The organism is Pirellulimonas nuda (genome assembly GCF_007750855.1).
Classification (GTDB): Bacteria; Planctomycetota; Planctomycetia; order Pirellulales; family Lacipirellulaceae; genus Pirellulimonas; species Pirellulimonas nuda.
This window is the reverse complement of sequence record NZ_CP036291.1, coordinates 6,258,004-6,274,822: the sequence shown is the minus strand read 5'-3', so window position 1 is coordinate 6,274,822 and position 16,819 is coordinate 6,258,004. Positions and strand designations below refer to the sequence as shown.

General features: G+C 66.3%; 11 protein-coding genes and 2 pseudogenes. 11 read left to right on the top strand and 2 right to left on the bottom strand.

Annotated elements, in window-relative coordinates:
- Window positions 1-4,200: a VWA domain-containing protein gene (locus Pla175_RS26875; protein WP_145291685.1), complete on the bottom strand. Its 4,200-nt coding sequence runs from the start codon at window positions 4,198-4,200 to the stop codon at window positions 1-3.
- 324 nt (window positions 4,201-4,524) lie between these two features.
- Between Pla175_RS26875 and Pla175_RS27225 the strand changes: the two are divergent.
- Window positions 4,525-6,210 (top strand): annotated as a pseudogene (locus Pla175_RS27225) (SLC13 family permease); the annotation flags it as partial.
- Between the two features lie 7 nt (window positions 6,211-6,217).
- On the opposite strand, the pseudogene Pla175_RS26345 reads toward Pla175_RS27225, so the two are convergent.
- Window positions 6,218-6,294: pseudogene (locus Pla175_RS26345) on the bottom strand.
- Here Pla175_RS26345 and Pla175_RS26340 point away from each other — a divergent pair.
- The 10 genes from Pla175_RS26340 to Pla175_RS24270 all read left to right on the top strand — a co-directional run bounded on the left by Pla175_RS26340 (window position 6,280) and on the right by Pla175_RS24270 (window position 16,813).
- Complete coding sequence (locus Pla175_RS26340) at window positions 6,280-6,441, top strand: hypothetical protein (RefSeq protein WP_197527126.1); 162 nt, start codon at window positions 6,280-6,282, stop codon at window positions 6,439-6,441. The pseudogene Pla175_RS26345 and the gene Pla175_RS26340 overlap by 15 nt on opposite strands.
- Window positions 6,442-6,603: 162 nt before the next feature.
- The gene (locus Pla175_RS24310; RefSeq protein WP_145291683.1) at window positions 6,604-7,740 is read left to right on the top strand and encodes a S1C family serine protease; all 1,137 of its coding nucleotides are present in this window, start codon (window positions 6,604-6,606) and stop codon (window positions 7,738-7,740) included.
- Window positions 7,741-8,298: 558 nt separating this feature from the next.
- Window positions 8,299-8,856 (top strand): TlpA family protein disulfide reductase, encoded by a 558-nt coding sequence (locus Pla175_RS24305; protein ID WP_145291682.1) that lies wholly within the window; start codon window positions 8,299-8,301, stop codon window positions 8,854-8,856.
- A 161-nt stretch (window positions 8,857-9,017) separates the two neighbouring features.
- On the top strand, window positions 9,018-9,551 hold the full coding sequence (locus Pla175_RS24300; RefSeq protein ID WP_197527125.1) for an SRPBCC family protein: 534 nt from the start codon (window positions 9,018-9,020) through the stop codon (window positions 9,549-9,551).
- Between the two features lie 70 nt (window positions 9,552-9,621).
- Window positions 9,622-10,239: a WcaF family extracellular polysaccharide biosynthesis acetyltransferase gene (locus tag Pla175_RS24295; protein WP_145291679.1), complete on the top strand. Its 618-nt coding sequence runs from the start codon at window positions 9,622-9,624 to the stop codon at window positions 10,237-10,239.
- Window positions 10,240-10,593: 354 nt separating this feature from the next.
- Window positions 10,594-12,198 carry a glycosyltransferase family 4 protein gene (locus tag Pla175_RS24290; RefSeq protein WP_145291677.1) on the top strand — a complete coding sequence of 535 codons (1,605 nt, stop codon included), beginning with the start codon at window positions 10,594-10,596 and terminating at the stop codon, window positions 12,196-12,198.
- Window positions 12,199-12,234: 36 nt separating this feature from the next.
- Window positions 12,235-13,188, top strand: a complete 954-nt coding sequence (locus tag Pla175_RS24285; RefSeq protein WP_145291674.1) for a GDP-L-fucose synthase family protein — start codon at window positions 12,235-12,237, stop codon at window positions 13,186-13,188.
- A 49-nt stretch (window positions 13,189-13,237) separates the two neighbouring features.
- Window positions 13,238-14,332 (top strand): GDP-mannose 4,6-dehydratase, encoded by a 1,095-nt coding sequence (gene gmd, locus Pla175_RS24280; RefSeq protein ID WP_145291672.1) that lies wholly within the window; start codon window positions 13,238-13,240, stop codon window positions 14,330-14,332.
- A gap of 202 nt (window positions 14,333-14,534) precedes the next feature.
- Entirely contained in the window at window positions 14,535-15,530 is a 996-nt protein-coding gene (locus Pla175_RS24275; RefSeq protein WP_145291670.1) for an NAD-dependent epimerase/dehydratase family protein, read from the top strand.
- A 56-nt stretch (window positions 15,531-15,586) separates the two neighbouring features.
- Entirely contained in the window at window positions 15,587-16,813 is a 1,227-nt protein-coding gene (locus Pla175_RS24270) for a glycosyltransferase family 4 protein (protein ID WP_145291668.1), read from the top strand.
- Window positions 16,814-16,819 lie beyond the last annotated feature (6 nt).

Below are 16,819 nucleotides of genomic sequence, written 5' to 3'. Positions count from 1 at the left end.
TCAGCCCCCCGCGCCGCCGCCGTCGGCTCCGTCGTCGCCACCGTCAGCTCCGCCATCGGCGCCACCGTCCGCTCCACCATCGGCGCCGCCGTCAGCGCCACCGTCATCTGCGTTCGCAGACGCGCCGGCAAACGTGAAGGTGGTGACTTCGCCGATGGTCGAGAAGATGGGCTCCGCGGTGATGCGGACGTACCGTCGGTCGGCCGAGATCACCGCGGTGGCGCCCATGTTGGTTCCCTCGGGGAGGATCTGGATCACCGGCTGGAAACCAACCGCGCCCTGACCACGACGCAGCAAGCCGCGGCCGAACCGGCCCAGCGGGTCGTCGGGATCGCGACGGCCGACGGCGGCCGCCACCCGGGGGTCGGACAAAGACCCAAGCTGCTGCGCCAGCACGGCCTTGCTGACCGCCTGTTGGCGTTCAATGGCCTGCGCCAGTTGCTGCTCGTGCAGGGGCTCGTTGCGGCGCCCGCCGTCGAGCTCGAACTCCACCACTGCCCCGTCGGGGCCGAGGTTTACTTGCTGACGCTGGTGCTTGGCGTTCTTGCTGCCGGCGTGCTTGGTGACGTCGACCGTCACCTTGCCCGCGGCGACATCGCCCCACACCTTCTTGATGTGGATGCGATAGACGCCGTCGAAGCCTTGGGGGCAAACGTAGGCCTCCGAGAAGCCCTGGATCGTGAGGTTCTGGTCGGCGCTGTAGCAGTCGCCCAGGCTCACGCCGCCGCCGGTGGTGCGCACGGCGGTCGCTTGCCCGCACACGCTGCCGGTGGGTTCCTCGACCGACAGGTCGACGTCGGCGTCGCCGGACCAACTGACGCTCACCACACAGTCGCGGACCAGCGTCTCTTGCAGCGCCTGCTGGAACGCCTGCCGGTCGTCGCTGCGTCCGTCACGGCCGAGCCGTTCTAGCACGCTCTCGGCGAGCCGCCGCGCCTTGGTCTCTACGGCGGCCTGGTCCAGCGGCCATGCCTGGCTCAGCACGCCCAGGGTAGACCACTGCAGCCCCTCAAGGTCGTCGGCGCGTTCTGCCGCCCGCATCGCCAGCAGGTAGGCCTGGTTCTGCAGAGGGTTGCTCTTGACCACTTGGCGGTAGAGCTGGATGGCGCGGGCGTCGAGCCCCAACTTCTCTAGGTATTGTGCGATGAACTGCACCTCGTCGGGCGTGGTGCTGAAGTCGACGGCGGAGAGGATCGCCCGCTCGAGGTCTGCCTTGGGCCGGCCTTCGAGCTGCATCGCGATCCCGAGCGCCTCGTACATCCAGGGCTGGGTCTGTCCGTTGCGTAGCGCCGCCTCGACCAACGCGATGACGTGCGGGTACTGACCCTGGGTCATCAGGTCGCGGACCGTGGCGCGGACCTGCGCCGGGTCGCGGTCGCCCTGCGCGAAGTAGGCGCCCCAGGCGTGTTCGGGGTCGGTGTGGGGTGCGGGGACGCCCTTGGCCTGCGGCTTGGCGGACCGCTTCGCCTGGGTTTGGGGCGTCGCGACCGGCGCCGGCGATACGGCTTCGGGCGACTTCGAGAGGACCAGGTCCCCTTGGCTGTCGGGGACGCTGAACTGACCGCCGCCGCCGCCGCCGAACCCACCGCCACCCTGTCCGCCGCCGCCGCCGAGGCCGCCGCCGCCCTGCTGACCGCCGCCGCCGCCGCCGAATCCGCCGCCGCCGCCGCCGCCGAGGCTGCCGGGAGCCGGGATCGGCAGCACCAGGTCGGCCACCGGGTAGACCTTCACGGTCAACACGTTGAGCGCTTCTTCCTCGGTGGTGATCAGCAGCACCTCGTCTTGGATGACGTAGGTCAGCTCAAGGTTCTTCAGCATCAGCCGCAACGCCGAGCGGAGCGAGATGTTGCGCAGGTTGACGGTGATCGGCTCATCGGGCTGCACGCCGAACTCGTCGAGCGCGCGGGTGTCGATCTGGATCTCCAGGTCGTACTCGTCCCGCAAGAACGCGATGATTTCTTCAAGCGGGGTCTCGGTGAAGTCGAGACCGACGTTCGTCAGGGGCGAGGTGAGCGCTTCTTGGATGCGCGCCTCGGCGCCCCCCTGGCCCTTGAGGTCAACCGCCGCGAACTTCTTGCGGCGGCGGGTCAGCTCTTCCCAGAAGGCCGGGTCCGGGTAGACGATCGGCGGGTCGCCGGGGAACGGCATGAACGACTTCTCGACTTCCCAGAGGGTGTCCATCACCGCGTCGCCGCGGGCGATCCGCTGCATGCGGTTGACGTACTCGTAGTGCACGAAACGCGACCACAGCTTCGCCTGAACCGGGGTGGATCCATACGGATCGACCTCGGCCACGATGTCTGCTACCTCTTCGGCTTCCTCGAACCGCCGTTCGTCCATCAAAGCGTTGAAGCGGTCCATTAGCTGCGATTCGCGCTCGATCCGCAGCGCCGTGCGGTCGAGCATCAAGCGGCGTTCGCGGGCCGCGGCGGCCGCTTCTTCGCGCTCACGGTCCAGTTCTTCCTTGATCGCCGCGCGGCGCGAGCCTTGCAGCAGGGCGGCTTGCAGTTGATCGATCATGCTGACCCGGGCCGCGGCGTCGAGTTCGGGCGCCGACTCGACGGTCGACAGCACCTGCTTGAGGCTCTGGATCGCCGAGTCGGGGTCGGTCGCCATCAGGTCGCGGGCGTTGTTGATCTCGGCCCGCACCTCGGTCTGCAGCATCTGCGTGAACAGGCGCGCCTTGCGATCGACCGCGTCGAGGTTGCGTCCGTCGCTCACCACACCGGGGGGCGGGTAGGCGCCGTCGATCTCGTACTCGCCGGGGAAAACGGTGGGGCCCGATTCCATCACTTGGCCCTCGAACGGCGCCGAAGGGCGGCCCTCGAGGATCAGGTCGCCCTGCGGCGATGGAAGGACTCCCTGCGCGGTGCGTACCGGCTCGGCGGGAGCGGCTTCTTGCGGGGCCGCGGCCTGGGCTTCGCCCCGCTGGACGAAAGCCTGCACCGTGCGGGCCTGAGGGTTGCCGGGGTCGCGGCGGAGAACCGCCTGGGCGATCTTGCCGGCGCCGTCTAGGTCGCCGGTGGCGGCGGCGCGCTGGGCGACGTCCGCGATCGCGTCGACCTGCGACTGCACGGCGCGGGCGGTCTCCATCAACCCTGCCGAACCCAGCGTCGAGAGCATAACGCCGCCGTCGCGTTCGGCCGTCTTCACCAGGTCTGCCAGGTAGGCGTCGGAGTCGTTGGGGGCGGCCGCGGGCCGGCGCCAGTCCGCCTGGGTGCGGCGGCCGTCTACGATCATCTTGCCAGAGATCTCGATCGGGCCCGGTTGATCGCTGAGCCGACCTACCACCACGGTGTCGCGGTCGGAGCGGAGCGGCGGGAGCTGCTGGGGGACGATCGAGGCGATGCTCGGGCTAAGCTTCACGGTCTCGGGCCACACCACGCTGCCGCGGACCCAGTCGGCCAACGTGCGGCCTACCTCGGCGCCGACGCGGCGGTTCTCTTCTTCGGCGCGGTCGATCGTCACTTGGTCGTCGGCCCAGACCGGCGGGTAGGCCAGGAACAGGTTGCCCCCGGTCTGGTTGGCGATCGCGGCCAGGGTTTGGGCGTCGCGACGCGGGCCGATGGCGTAGCTCGACACGGAGACCCGCGCGTCACGCAGGGCCGTGGCCAGCCGCTTCATCCGCGGCGCATCCAACAGATTGGCGTTGCTCATGCCGTCGCCGATGTACAGCAGCACGCGTTCCGACTTGGAATCGGCCTGGAACATCTGGGCGGCAGAGAACAACGCGGAGTCGAGGTCGGTGGAACCGAGCGGCGCGGTGGCGCGCAGCTTGGCGACCGCGGCCTTTACCGACGCGCCGCCGGCGGGCTCTAGGCCGTTGCTCATCGGGCGGGTCTCGACATCCACCGCGGCAAGCTGCACGCGGTCGCCGGGCGTCAGCCCGGCGAGGCAGCCTTCCAGGGCCGCCAGGGCGGTGTCTCGGTAGGGGCCGGTCTGGCTGGCCGAGGTGTCGAACAACACCACGATGTCGCGCGGCGCCTGGGGATTGGTCTGGACAGTGGGGGTCAGACTCAGGGAGAAATAGCGTTCTCCCTGAGGGGCTTGGTAGACCCCCATCGGGCCGACCGGCGCCGCGGTGGGTGCGCCGGCGCCCGGTTCAGCGGCGCGGGCCGTCGGAACGGGCAGCGCCGTCGAAGCCGCCAGCAGGCCGGCGGCGGTTGCAAAAACTAGACCGAGGTGTGAGCTCGACTTCATCGGGGAAAGCTCCGTGCGTGAAACGCAAGCGAACGATGCGGAACGGGGACCCGGCGGGCCACCGGGGCCCGACGGAGATGTCGGTGGAAGAACGTCGGACGTGAATCGGCGGAAGTGTTTAGGGCTTGTGCATTTAGCCCATTCCCTCTCAGTTTATTCGGGCCCGCGGGGCGTCGCCAGCGGATTCCGCTAATTTGGAGCACCCGAATCTGCCGGTCGGGCCGTTTCTGCTGGGCAGAGATTCGTCCCCGCTGGGCGGGGGTATTCCGCCCCACCGAGCGGGGCGGGACGCGATAGAACCGTAATCCAGGCTTTGCCGCTGCTATGTCGCCTCTCGCCCTCATCGGCGCCGCCACGCCCGGCTGGCACGCTTGGTTCGCGATCGCGGTCACCGTGGGCATCTTTGTCGGGCTGCAACGCCGGGCCGCGGTGCCGGTCGACTTGCTCTTCTTGGCCGGGCTGGTGGTGGTCACGCTCGCCGGTGTGGTGACCCCGACCGAGGCCCTGGCCGGTTTTTCGTCCGGCGCGGTGATCTTGATCGGCGCCCTGTTCGCCGCCTCGGCGGCACTCCGCACCACGGGCGCTCTCGACTGGATCGGGGCCCTGCTGCTGGGGGGGGCCGACAACGAACGCTCTGCGCTGCGGCGGCTCGCCCTGGTGACCCCGCTGGTTTCTTCGGTGGTGCTCAACACGCCGCTGGTGGCCATGCTGGCCCCCGTGGTGATGGAGTGGTGCCAGCGGCGGAACGTCTCCCCCTCGCGGATGCTGATCCCGCTGAGCTACCTCACCATCTTGGGGGGGGTCTGCACGGTCATCGGCACCAGCACCACCCTGGTCTGCAACGCCCAGCTCTCCCGCGAGGTCGCCTCCGGCAGATACGACCAAGAGGTCGTGGCGCGGATCGGCGAGATCGGTTTCGGCGAGATCACCTGGGTCGGGGCCCCCTTGGCCGTGCTCGGCGTCTGCTACGTGCTGCTGATCGCCCCGAAGCTGCTCCCCAACCGAGGCGAACCGGTCGCCGGGCTACGCGCCCGCCGCCGAGAGTATCTGGTAGAGATGATCGTGTTGGACGGCTGCCCGTTGGTGGGCAAGACGGTCGAAGAAGCGGGGCTCCGGCAGCTCCCCGGGCTGTTCCTCATCGAGATCGACCGCGATCAAGACATCCTCACCCCCGTCGCCCCGACCGACCGCATCGCGGCCCGCGACCGGATGGTGTTCACGGGCGTCGTTGAGACCATCGCCGACCTAGAACGCATCCAGGGGCTCGTGCCAGCGGCGGATCATACGTACGAGGTCGCCCCCGCGCAGCGCTCAAAGCGGCGGCTGGCCGAGGCGGTGCTCTCACGCACGTCGCCGATCCTTGGCCAGTTGGTGCGCGAGGCGAGTTTCCGCCAGCGCTACAACGCGGCGATTGTGGCGATCCATCGCAATGGCGAGCGGCTCACCAACAAGATCGGCGACATCCGCCTCGAGCCCGGCGACACGCTGCTGCTGCAGGCGGGGCCCGGCTTCGTCGAGACGCACCGGAACAACCGCGACTTCTACCTGGTGAGCGGGCTGGACGGCTCGTCGGCCCGTCGGCACGACCGGGCGCTCGCTGCGTTGGGCCTGTTCGTGCTGCTGATCGCTTGGCTGATCGCCGCGACGCTGTTCGGGGGCGACGGCGCCGCCTGGGGGCACGTGCTGTCCGGCAAGCCCCAGCCGGTGATCGCGATCCTCATCGTGCTGGCGATGATTGCTTCGCGCTGCCTGACCACGTCGCAGGCGCGCCAGGCGATCGACCTGCAGGTGCTGATCACCATCGCCGCCGCGGTGGGGGTGGGCAACGCGCTAAGCGCCAGCGGCGCTGCCGATTGGATCGCCGGGTCGCTGGTGAGCGGGGTCGCCCAGCTCGACGCCCCCGAGTGGCTGGTGCAGCGGTTGCTGCTGGCCTCGGTTTACGTCACCTCGATGCTGCTGACCGAGGTGATCACCAACATTGCGGTGGCGACCATCATGATGCCGCTGGCGATCGGCGTGGCGGTGGCGGCGGGGATCGACCCGCGGCCGTTCATTATTGCCGTGGCGATCGCTTCGAGCTTGAGCTTCGCCACCCCGATCGGTTATCAAACCAACCTGATGGTGATGGGCCCCGGCGGCTACCAGCCGCGCGATTACTTGCGTGTCGGCCTGCCGCTGGCGCTGGTGATCGCCGCGGCGGCGACGCTGCTGATTCCTGCGGTTTTTCCGCTGGTGCGGTGAACTCTGAAAAGTCCGCCGCGTACCAATAGGCGAGGCCCCACGACGGCCGAAACAGCCGCCGGGTCGCGTCCGGGAAGGCCGCGGCCCGCGCCGTAGGATGGCTGTTGCGAGGACCTGTTTCTCAAGGGCGGCCCACCACGCGCCGCCAGAACGAGGAGAGCCATGAACGGACACCCCATTTTCACATTCCGCGGGTCGGCGATCGCCGGCGCGTGCGCGCTGACGCTGCTGGCAGGAGTGTCGATGAGCGTCGGCCAACGCACGCCCGCCCCCGCCCTGGCGCCTGCGCCGGTCGACCCGGCGCCGGTGACGCTGACCCCCGAAGAGCAGGCCAACACCCGCGTCTACGAGGTCGCCAACAAGAGCGTGGTGAACATCAACACCAGCACGGTAGAGTACGACCGCGTCTTCGGCCTCCCGGTGGAAGGTCAGGGGAGCGGGTCAGGGTCGGTGATCGACCGCAAGGGGCACATCCTCACCAACTACCACGTGGTAGACGGGGCGCAGGCGATCCAGGTAACGCTGGCCACCGGGCAGACGCTGCCGGCCAAGCTGATCGGGGCCGACGCCGAGTACGATCTTGCGGTGCTGAAGGTCGAGGCGCCCGCCGACTCGCTCACGCCGATCACCATGGGGCGTTCAGACACGTTGCGGGTAGGGCAGAAGGCGTACGCGGTCGGCAACCCGTTCGGGCTAGAGGGCACCCTCACCGTGGGCATCGTCTCGAGCCTCAACCGCTCCCTCCCCAGCCGCGTGGGGGGGCGTGCGATGACCGCGATGATCCAGACCGACGCGGCGATGAACCCCGGCAACTCCGGCGGCCCGCTGCTCGATTCCGGCGCCCGGATGATCGGCATGAATGTGGCCATCGCCACCAAGACCGGGCAGAACACGGGCGTCGGGTTCGCGATCCCGGTCGACCGCCTACGCCGCTACGTGCCGGAACTCATTAGCCAGGGCCACGTGGTCCGCCCCTACCACGGCATCGTCACGCTGATGGAAACCCAGGAGGGGCTCAAGGTGGCGCGTGTGAGCAAAGGGGGCCCCGCCGAACGGGCCGGGCTACGCGGATTCCGCGTGGTGGAGAAGCTGCGTCGAGAAGGGAACCTGCTGTACAAGGACGTCACGGAAGACCGCGCTTACGCGGACTACATCTTGGCTGTCGACAACCGACCCACGCCCAGCGTCTCGGATTTCGTCGCGGCCATGGACGCCCATCAGCCCGGCGATCAAGTGGAGCTAACGATCCTCCGGCAGGGGGTGCGCGAGAGCGTGGTGCTCACCTTGGGGTCTGCTTAGTTCGGGCCACAGACCTGCGCGGCAATGTCTTCCCATTCGACCCATCTTTACTCCTTGGGCCGCTACCCGGGCCACAGAACGAAAAAAAAGTTCTCTGCGTTTCGATCCGCTAGCGCTTCTTCCACGGCCTTCCCGCGGCCGAACTAAGGGCTTATTCCGAAAGGGCTTAGCCCCGCGCCGGAGCCCGACCGCTTGCACCGATTGCCGCCGCGACGCGCCGTGGCGCCGGCACCGTTCGCCAGGTTTGCGGCACTTACCCCCTTGTTAGGGTCTTCTCATCCGGTAGCCTTTGCCATCGCCAATCAGTTGCAGATTTTGATCTTGACTCCACTGACGTTGACTCCTCGGACTGTTGGTCCTGCCGGTAAGCGACCCACCTCCATCCCGGGCTAAGCACGCGGCCGCTCATGCGAGTGGTCAACAAAACCTTTGGCGTGCCGCCCAATCAACGAGAGTTCTCTCTTTACCCATCGCAGTGCTGCGCCGCTTGCCGGCGACGTGGAATACGCGTTTGCGTAGCGATGCTGGGCACGGAGAGAACGAAACAAGGAGATTGCGATGCCGTCGAGTTTCGCGCTAGTTGCCCTGTCCGCTCTGTTGGCCGCTTCGAGCCCCTCTGTGAAGTGGGAAGCCGACTACGGCAAGGCCCTGAAGCAAACGCGGACCGAAGAGGCCCGTCCTCTGCTGGTTGTGCTGGACAAGCCCTCGGCAGACGCCGGTCGGCTTGACCCGAAGTTGCTGGACGGCGCCGCCGCCTCAGCGAATCGGCTCAGCCTGTTGATGAAGTATGAGCTGTGCCACATCGACGTGACGACCGAGTACGGCCAGGAAGTCGCCAAGGCCTTCGGCGCCGATGCGTTCCCGTTTGTCGCCGTGATCGACAAGTCGGGAAAGGTGGTCTTGCACCGCCAATCGGGGACGATGGCCGGTGAGTCGTGGGACGCGATGCTGGCCAGCCACCAGGCGGGCGAGCGTGCGGTAGCCCACACCGTCGCTAAGCCGGTCGTGAGCGAGCAGACCGCCACTCCGGCGTCGTTCAACGCGACTCCGAACTACGGGACGCCGGTCTACCAGACCCCCGGCTATTGCCCGAGCTGCCAGAACCGCGGCTACTAGTAGCCGCGTCGTGATTTTGTGACCCAGATACCGGCCGGCGGAGCAATCCGCCGGCCGGTATTTTTTTTGGCGCGGGGGCTCACAACGGGGCCGTGCCGCGCGGGGGCGTCGGACTATCCAAACCGCAGGGGATTCCTACCATCCCGTGGAGGAACGCCGGCGTGCTGAGATTCTCGAACGACCCCGAACGAGCGGGCGGATATCTGCTCGAGGCCGAGTGCTTGGTGAGCCGTCCTATTGGCGAGGTGTTCGCCTATTTCGCGGACGCCCTGAACCTCGAGACGCTCACCCCCCCGCTGCTGCGATTCAAGGTGCTCACCCCTGGGCCGATCTCGATGCGTCGCGGGTTGTTGATCGACTACCGCCTACGGCTGCACGGACTCCCGTTCCGTTGGCGGTCTGAGATCACCCAGTGGGAGCCGGAGCGCATGTTCGTTGACGAGCAACGCCGCGGGCCCTACCGGTACTGGATCCACCTGCACACGTTCGAGTCGGTCGGAGACGCGACGCGGGTGGTCGACCGCGTGCGTTACGGCGTCCCGCTGGGGTGGCTCGTGCACCAACCGCTGGTGCTGCCGGACCTGCGGAAGATCTTCGCCTATCGGCACAAGGCGCTCACTCGCGTGTTTCAGGGTGGCGCAACCGGCCCATCTGTCACAGGCGGACCGCGATCAGCCACCGGCGGCGAGGTTTGACCCGCCGCTACTTCGCGCCGCGATCGGGCAGCGTCTACGCTGGGAAGTAGCCCCAACCCCGCGGGATCCCGTGCCAAGCGCAGAAGCCAACCCGTCGTCCGCCGCAGAGGCGCCAGCAGAAGTACGCGACGGCGCCTGGGTCGACTTAGCGCCCTACACCGTGGGGGACTACCACCCGGGCCGCGGGGCGTTGGTCCGACTGATCTGGATCTTGGTTAGCTGTGTGGCGTTCGAGGGGGGGTGGTTCGTCCTTGGTAGGGTTAAACCCTGGGTGCTGCGCAGGTTCGGCGCCAAGATCGGCCGCGGCGTCGTCATCAAGCCGAACGTGCGGATCAAGCACCCCTGGCGGCTCTCGGTGGGCGACCACGTATGGGTCGGGCAGGGGGTGTGGATCGACAACATCGTCGAGGTAGAGATCGGCAGCCACGTCTGCGTTTCGCAGGGCGTGTACTTCTGTACCGGCAGCCACGACCATCGCCGTCCTTCGTTCGATCTTACGCCGCAAGCGATCCGCGTTGGGTCGGGCGCCTGGGTAGCGGCCCGGGCAACGCTGCTGCCGGGGGTCTCGATCGGACGCAACGCCCTGGTTGCGGCCTGCAGTGTGGTGACGAGCGACGTGCCCCCGGGGGTGATCGTGGCCGGCAACCCTGCGCGGAAGGTGCGAGACCGCGAGCAGCCGGCCACGTGATGCCGGCGCGCATCACGGCGCCTTCGCCATGATGCCCATGGGCAACACTGTCCGACGCTGGCAACTCCGATCGTAAGGATTGCAACACCAGTTGTAGCCCTGGGGCCGAAGAGAAGGCGTAAGCTGCCCCATCCGATCGTTGACCAAAAGCGCGTGCTCAGTTACGATTTAAGTAACGAGGGGAGCCTTAAGTTGTTGCTTTGCAAGGGCTTAGGCTGAAAGTAGAAGAGTTGCGATTCTACTCTTCGCTGGACGGATGTCATAGCGACTGGACGCCGGTGGCGCCGCGGTTGCTGTAGAGTCTCGCGGCCGCATTGGAGTGGCCACTTCCGACGCCTACCCGCGGTCCGATTGTTGAACCTAGAGCCGCTTTACATCTGTTACGCCCTTGCCGCGATCGTCTCGTTCGGCGGGGCGCTTGCGTTGACGCCGTTGGTTCGGTCGGTCTGCCGCCGGTATGGCTTGGTCGACGCGCCCGACGCGCACCGGAAGATCCAGAAGTCCGCGGTCGCCCTCGGGGGCGGAGTCGCGGTGGTGTTGGCGATGGTGCTGGCCATCACGTCGGTCGGAGCGTTCGCCTACTCGCAGGACATCCTGCGCTTCGGCAGTCACGCGGCGGTCGCTTTCTTGGTGAGCCTGCTCGCGGCGGCGGTCGGCGTCGTCGCGCTCGGCGTGTTGGATGATAAGACCGAGCTGCGCGGGCGCTACAAGCTGATCGGCCAGATCGGCATCGTCGCCCTGCTGGTGTTTGCCGGATTGCGGATCGACGACTTTGTCGTCTTCGGCTGGCGCGTGAACCTGGGTTGGGCCGCGATTCCTTTCACGTTCTTCTGGTTGGTTGGTTCGACCAACGCGATCAACCTGATGGACGGCATCGACGGGCTGGCGTCTAGCATCGGCTTTGTGCTGTGCGCGTCGTTGGCCGCGATCAACATCTGGCTTGGGAACAAGTCGGAAGCGATCATCATGCTCGCCCTGGCCGGCGCGCTGCTGGGCTTCCTGCGGTACAACTTCAACCCCGCGTCGATCTACCTGGGCGACGCCGGGAGCATGCTGATCGGCCTGATTATCGGGGCGGTTGCGATCCGCTCTTCCACCAAGGGCTCGGCCGCCGTCGCCCTAGCGGTGCCGCTGACCGTTTGGTCCGTGCCGATCCTCGATTCCTTCGCGGCGATCCTGCGACGCAAGCTCACCGGACGCAGCATCTTTGCCGCCGACCGCGGCCACTTCCACCACTCGCTGCTGGTGCGTGGCTGGTCCGTGCGGCAGGCGTCGATGTTCATCGCGTTGGTCTGCGCCATGACCTGCCTCGGGGCGGTGATGAGCTTTGTGTACCAAAGAGAGTGGATCGCGCTGGCGACCGTGCTGTTCGTGATGACCTTCCTCGTCTTCACCGAGACGTTCGGGCACATCGAGTTCGCGCTGCTCAAGGAGCGCTTCCACCGCTCCGCCCGCAGCCTGACCCAAAGCAAGCAAGTGCAAGGCAAGGCGCGTTCGGTGCGGCTGCAGGGGTCGCTGCCTTGGGATGAACTGTGGGACGCGATGGTCGAATCGACCGACCGGTACCACCTGACGCGGCTCAAGTTCTCGATCAGCGTCCCCAGGCTGCACGAGGCCTACTTCGCGAACTGGGAGTCGCAGCAGAAGCCCGCCGAAGCCTCGGAAGTATGGCGGCTCAACTACCCCCTGCTTGTTGACGGGGCGACCGTGGGTTCGATCGAGCTGTCGGGCGTTTCTCCCAACGACGGGCTTTCTACGGCGGTGCACATCGCCCAGGTGCTCGATTTCTTGGAGCCCATCGAGGACCGCATCCGCGAGATCCGGGGGCCGCTCCCCGGCGCCCAAGCTCCCGACACGGATGATACGACGGTCGATAGCCAACGCGGCGCCGTCGAACGCGATGGCGCAGTCACGCAGGTTGTGGCGGGCACGCAGGCCGGCGCAAGCCCAGTTGCTTAAACCGCTAGTCCGACACCCGCTTCCGCAGACACCGCGATGATCGACCGCAACGCTTCTATTTTTGTAACCGGCCACCGCGGCATGGTCGGCTCTGCGTTGGTCCGTCGGCTCGAGGGGGCCGGGTTCGAGCGCGTCCTGACCGCCGGCCGCAAGCAGCTCGACCTCCGCGACCAGGCGGCGGTGGATCAATGGTTCGACGAGCACCGGCCCGCCTACGTCATGCACGCCGCGGGCACGGTCGGCGGGATCCACGCCAACAGGTCGCGGCCCGCCGACTTCCTCTACGACAACCTGATGATCCACGCCACGGTGCTGCGGGCCGCGTGGCGGACCCAGGTCCAAAAGCTGCTGTACCTCGGCAGTTCCTGCATCTACCCCCGCGATTGCCCGCAGCCTATCCGCGAAGAGTACCTGCTGACCGGCCCGCTTGAAAAGACGAACGACGCCTACGCCATCGCCAAGATCTCGGGCCTGATGAGCTGCGACGCCTACCGCCGGCAGTACGACTGCCACTTCATCGCCGCGATGCCGACCAACCTGTACGGGCCCAACGACAACTTCGACCTGGAGGGCTCGCACGTGCTGCCGGCCCTGATCCGCAAGTTTCACGACTGCCGCGAGGCGGGCGGGGGCACGGTCACCGTGTGGGGCTCCGGGTCGCCCATGCGGGAGTTCTTGCACGTGGACGACCTGGCCGACGCTTGCCTGTACCTGCTCGAAAATTACGACAATCCGGCGATAATCAACGTCGGCACCGGAGAAGACCTGGCGATCCGCGAGCTGGCCGAGCTGGTGCGGGAGGTCGTCTATCCCGAGGCGGAGCTGACGTTTGACGCCAGCATGCCCGACGGAACGCCGCGGAAGCTGCTGGACGTGAGCCGCCTCCACAGCCTAGGCTGGAAGGCCCGCATCGGACTGCGAGAAGGCATCGAGTCGTCGTACCGCTGGTTCCTCGAGAACGCCCCACGCGGAGTCGGCGCCCAAGTCTGATCCCCTCCCACCGCATTTAAGCACACCCTCCCACCTTGTCGAGAATGTCATGGCCGTCGAAAACGCCCCCCCCAAACGAGCGCTGATTACCGGCATTACCGGTCAAGACGGCTCGTATTTGACTGAGCTGCTGCTCTCCAAAGGCTACCTGGTGTGGGGGGTGATCCGCCGCAGCTCGTCGTTCAACACAGGTCGCATCGACCACCTCTACCAGGACCCGCACGAGAACGACGTCCGCCTCCGGCTGGTATACGGCGATCTGGGCGACGCCTCGTCGCTCAACCGCATCCTCAAGACGGTCCGGCCGAACGAGGTCTACAACCTCGGCGCCCAATCGCACGTGAAGGTGTCGTTCGACGTCCCCGAGTACACGGGCGACGTCACCGGCCTGGGAACCGTCCGCCTGCTGGAGGCGATGCGCGAGCTCGACCTCGACGACGCCCGCTTCTACCAGGCGTCGTCGTCGGAGCTCTACGGAAAGGTGATGGAGACGCCTCAGAGCGAAACCACCCCGTTCTACCCCCGCAGCCCCTACGCCGCGGCCAAGGCCTACTCGTTCCACGTCACGCGCAATTACCGCGAGTCGTACGGGATGTTCGCGGTCAACGGCATCCTCTTCAACCACGAATCGCCTCGTCGCGGCGAGACGTTTGTGACCCGCAAGATCAGCCGCGCCGCGGCCCGGATCAAGCTCGGGCAGCAGCAGAAGCTGTACCTCGGCAACCTCGACGCCAAGCGTGACTGGGGCTTCGCGGGCGACTACGTCGAGGCGATGTGGAAGATGCTGCAGGTCGAAGAGCCGAACGACTTCGTGATCGCCACCGGCCAAACCACCACCGTCCGCCAGTTCTGCGACTGGTGCTTCGAAGAGCTGGGCATGCCGGTGCACTGGGAGGGCGAAGGGGTCAACGAACGCGGCCTGCTGTCCGACGGGCGGGTGGCGATCGAGGTGGACCCCCAGTACTTCCGTCCGGCGGAGGTCGACCTGCTTCTGGGAGACTCCTCGCGGGCCCAAAAGGCGCTCGGCTGGCGCCCGAAGGTTTCGGCCGAAGAGCTGGCGAAGATGATGGTGAGGTCCGACATGGCGCTGGCGGAGAGCGAAGCGGCGCAGAAGGCGGGGACCTTCCAGCAGGAATTGTGCTAGGGGTCGGTTTGGGCTGGATTTGCCGCTTGGTGCGAGGGGCCGAGCTCGCAGCATCCGTTTTTATCCAAGCGGCGCCTTGGTGTGGGAGTCGCGAATAATCATGCTTGGGAAGGGTGTCTTGGCGTCTCGTCGTCAGGGATAGATCCCGAAAGCGATCCCACATCAATTCACTCGTGGTCCTAAACTTCTAACCACCAGATCAATGAGCAATAAGACAATACTGGTAGCAGGCGGCGGCGGCTTCATCGGCGGACACCTCGTGGCGCGGCTGCGTCAGATGGGCTGCACCAACATCCGCTCAGTCGATATCAAGCCGACAAGCGAGTGGTATCAGGTCTTCGATGACGTCGACAATCGCCAAGGCGACCTGAAGCTCAAAGACGCCTGCGTTGATGCGTGCCACGGCGTTGACCGTGTTTTCAACCTGGCCGCTGACATGGGTGGAATGGGGTTTATCGAGAACAACAAAGCGTTGTGCATGCTTTCGGTGCTGATAAACACCCATCTTCTTGAAGCCGCGTTGGCTTCAGGCGTCGATACACTCTTCTATGCATCAAGCGCCTGTGTCTACAACGCAGACAAACAGAAGTGCGAAGATGTAGTAGCGCTGAAAGAGGAGGACGCATACCCCGCTATGCCGGAAGACGGTTACGGTTGGGAGAAGCTGTTTAGCGAACGGATGTGCCGACACTTCCGTGAGGACTACGGCCTGCGGACGCGCGTCGCGCGGTTTCACAATGTCTACGGTCCCGAGGGGACGTGGGACGGAGGTCGAGAAAAGGCCCCCGCCGCGGTCTGTAGGAAGGTCATCGACGCCTGTGAGTCTGGGAGGAATTCGATCGAAATTTGGGGCGATGGCAAGCAGACCCGCAGCTTTATGTACATTGACGACTGCGTCGACGGCATACTCAAGATCACAAACAGTGATATCGTCGAACCTATTAATCTCGGGTCCGACGAGGTGGTGACGATCAACGGTCTGGTCGATATCGTTGAGAAGTTCGCGGACGTGAAGTTGGAGCGGGAGTACAACCTTAGCGCCCCTAAGGGTGTCAACGGCCGCAATAGCGACAACACGCTAATTCAGAAGCTTCTAGGCTGGGCGCCCGGAATCTCGCTGCAAGACGGAATGGAGAAGACCTACCGTTGGATCCACGATGAATACGTGAAGAAGTACGGTGCATCAACACGAGGCTAGAGGCCTTTCATCGGCATTCTTTGAACGCAAGATCGCAACTATAGACCCGATGAGTGATGCCGAAGCCTTCCCGAATCCTGGTCATCAGCCAGGTGTACGTGCCAGACCCCGCGTCGGTCGGTCAGCATATGGCCGACGCCGCAGAAACGCTGGTCAAGCGGGGCAACCGCGTGCGTGTGCTCACGTCACGCCGCGGTTACGACGATCCGTCGCAGCGCTATGCTGCTCGGGAAAATCGACGCGGCGTTGAGGTGGTGCGGCTGCCGCTGTCGTCGCTCGGGAAGCGGTCGATCCTGGTGCGCATCGTCGCGCAGCTCTCGTTCTTGTTGCAGGCGACCCTCCGGGGGCTGTTCACGCCGGGGCTCGGCGGCATCGTGGTCAGCACGTCGCCCCCGATGGCGTCCATCGCGGCGATTATCATCCGCTTCTTCCGCCGGGCGCCCATCACCTTCTGGGTGATGGACCTCAACCCCGACCAAGTCGTCGCCACCGGCCGCATGAAGCCCACGGCGCTAGCCGTGCGGGCGATGGACTGGCTCAACCGGCGGATCCTCGGCGCCGCGCGGGTAGTGGTGCCGCTCGACCGGTTCATGCAAGACCGGCTGTGCGCCAAACGCGCAGGGGTCGCCCAGAAGTGTCGTGTGATCCCGCCGTGGCCGATGGACGGCGAGCTGCAAGACGTTCCTCCCCGCAGCGAGAACCCGTTCGTGGCCCAGCACGGCCTGCAGCACAAGCGGGTCATTATGTACAGCGGCAACCACGGCCTCACGACGCCGGTGGACGCCCTGGTAGAAGCAGCGCTCGCGTTGGGCGCCGACGACCGGCTGCACTTCATGTTCATCGGCGGCGGCCCCGGCAAGCGCCCGGTCGACGCCGCGATCGAGTCCCACAAGCCGAGCAACCTGGTCTCGCTCCCCTACCAACCGCTCGACCAGATCCGCTACTCCCTGCCGGCGGCCGACGTCCACGTGGTATTGATGGCGGAGGAGCTGGTGGGCGTCGTCCACCCCTGCAAGATCTACGGCGCGATGTCGGTCGGCAAACCGATCTTGTTCATCGGGCCCGCGCCGAGCCACATCTCAGAAATCTTAGAGCTGGCCCCGATCGGTTGGCGCATCCCCTACGGCGATGTCGAGCAAACGATGCGGGTGCTCAACAAGATCTCCTCCATGCCCTCAGAAGAACTCGAGGGGATGGGCGCCCGCGCCAAGCGGTTAGTGACAGAGCACTTCAGCCAGCAGCGCCTCTGCGGCGCCTTCTGCGACGCGGTTGAAGGGAGTTAGCCAAGT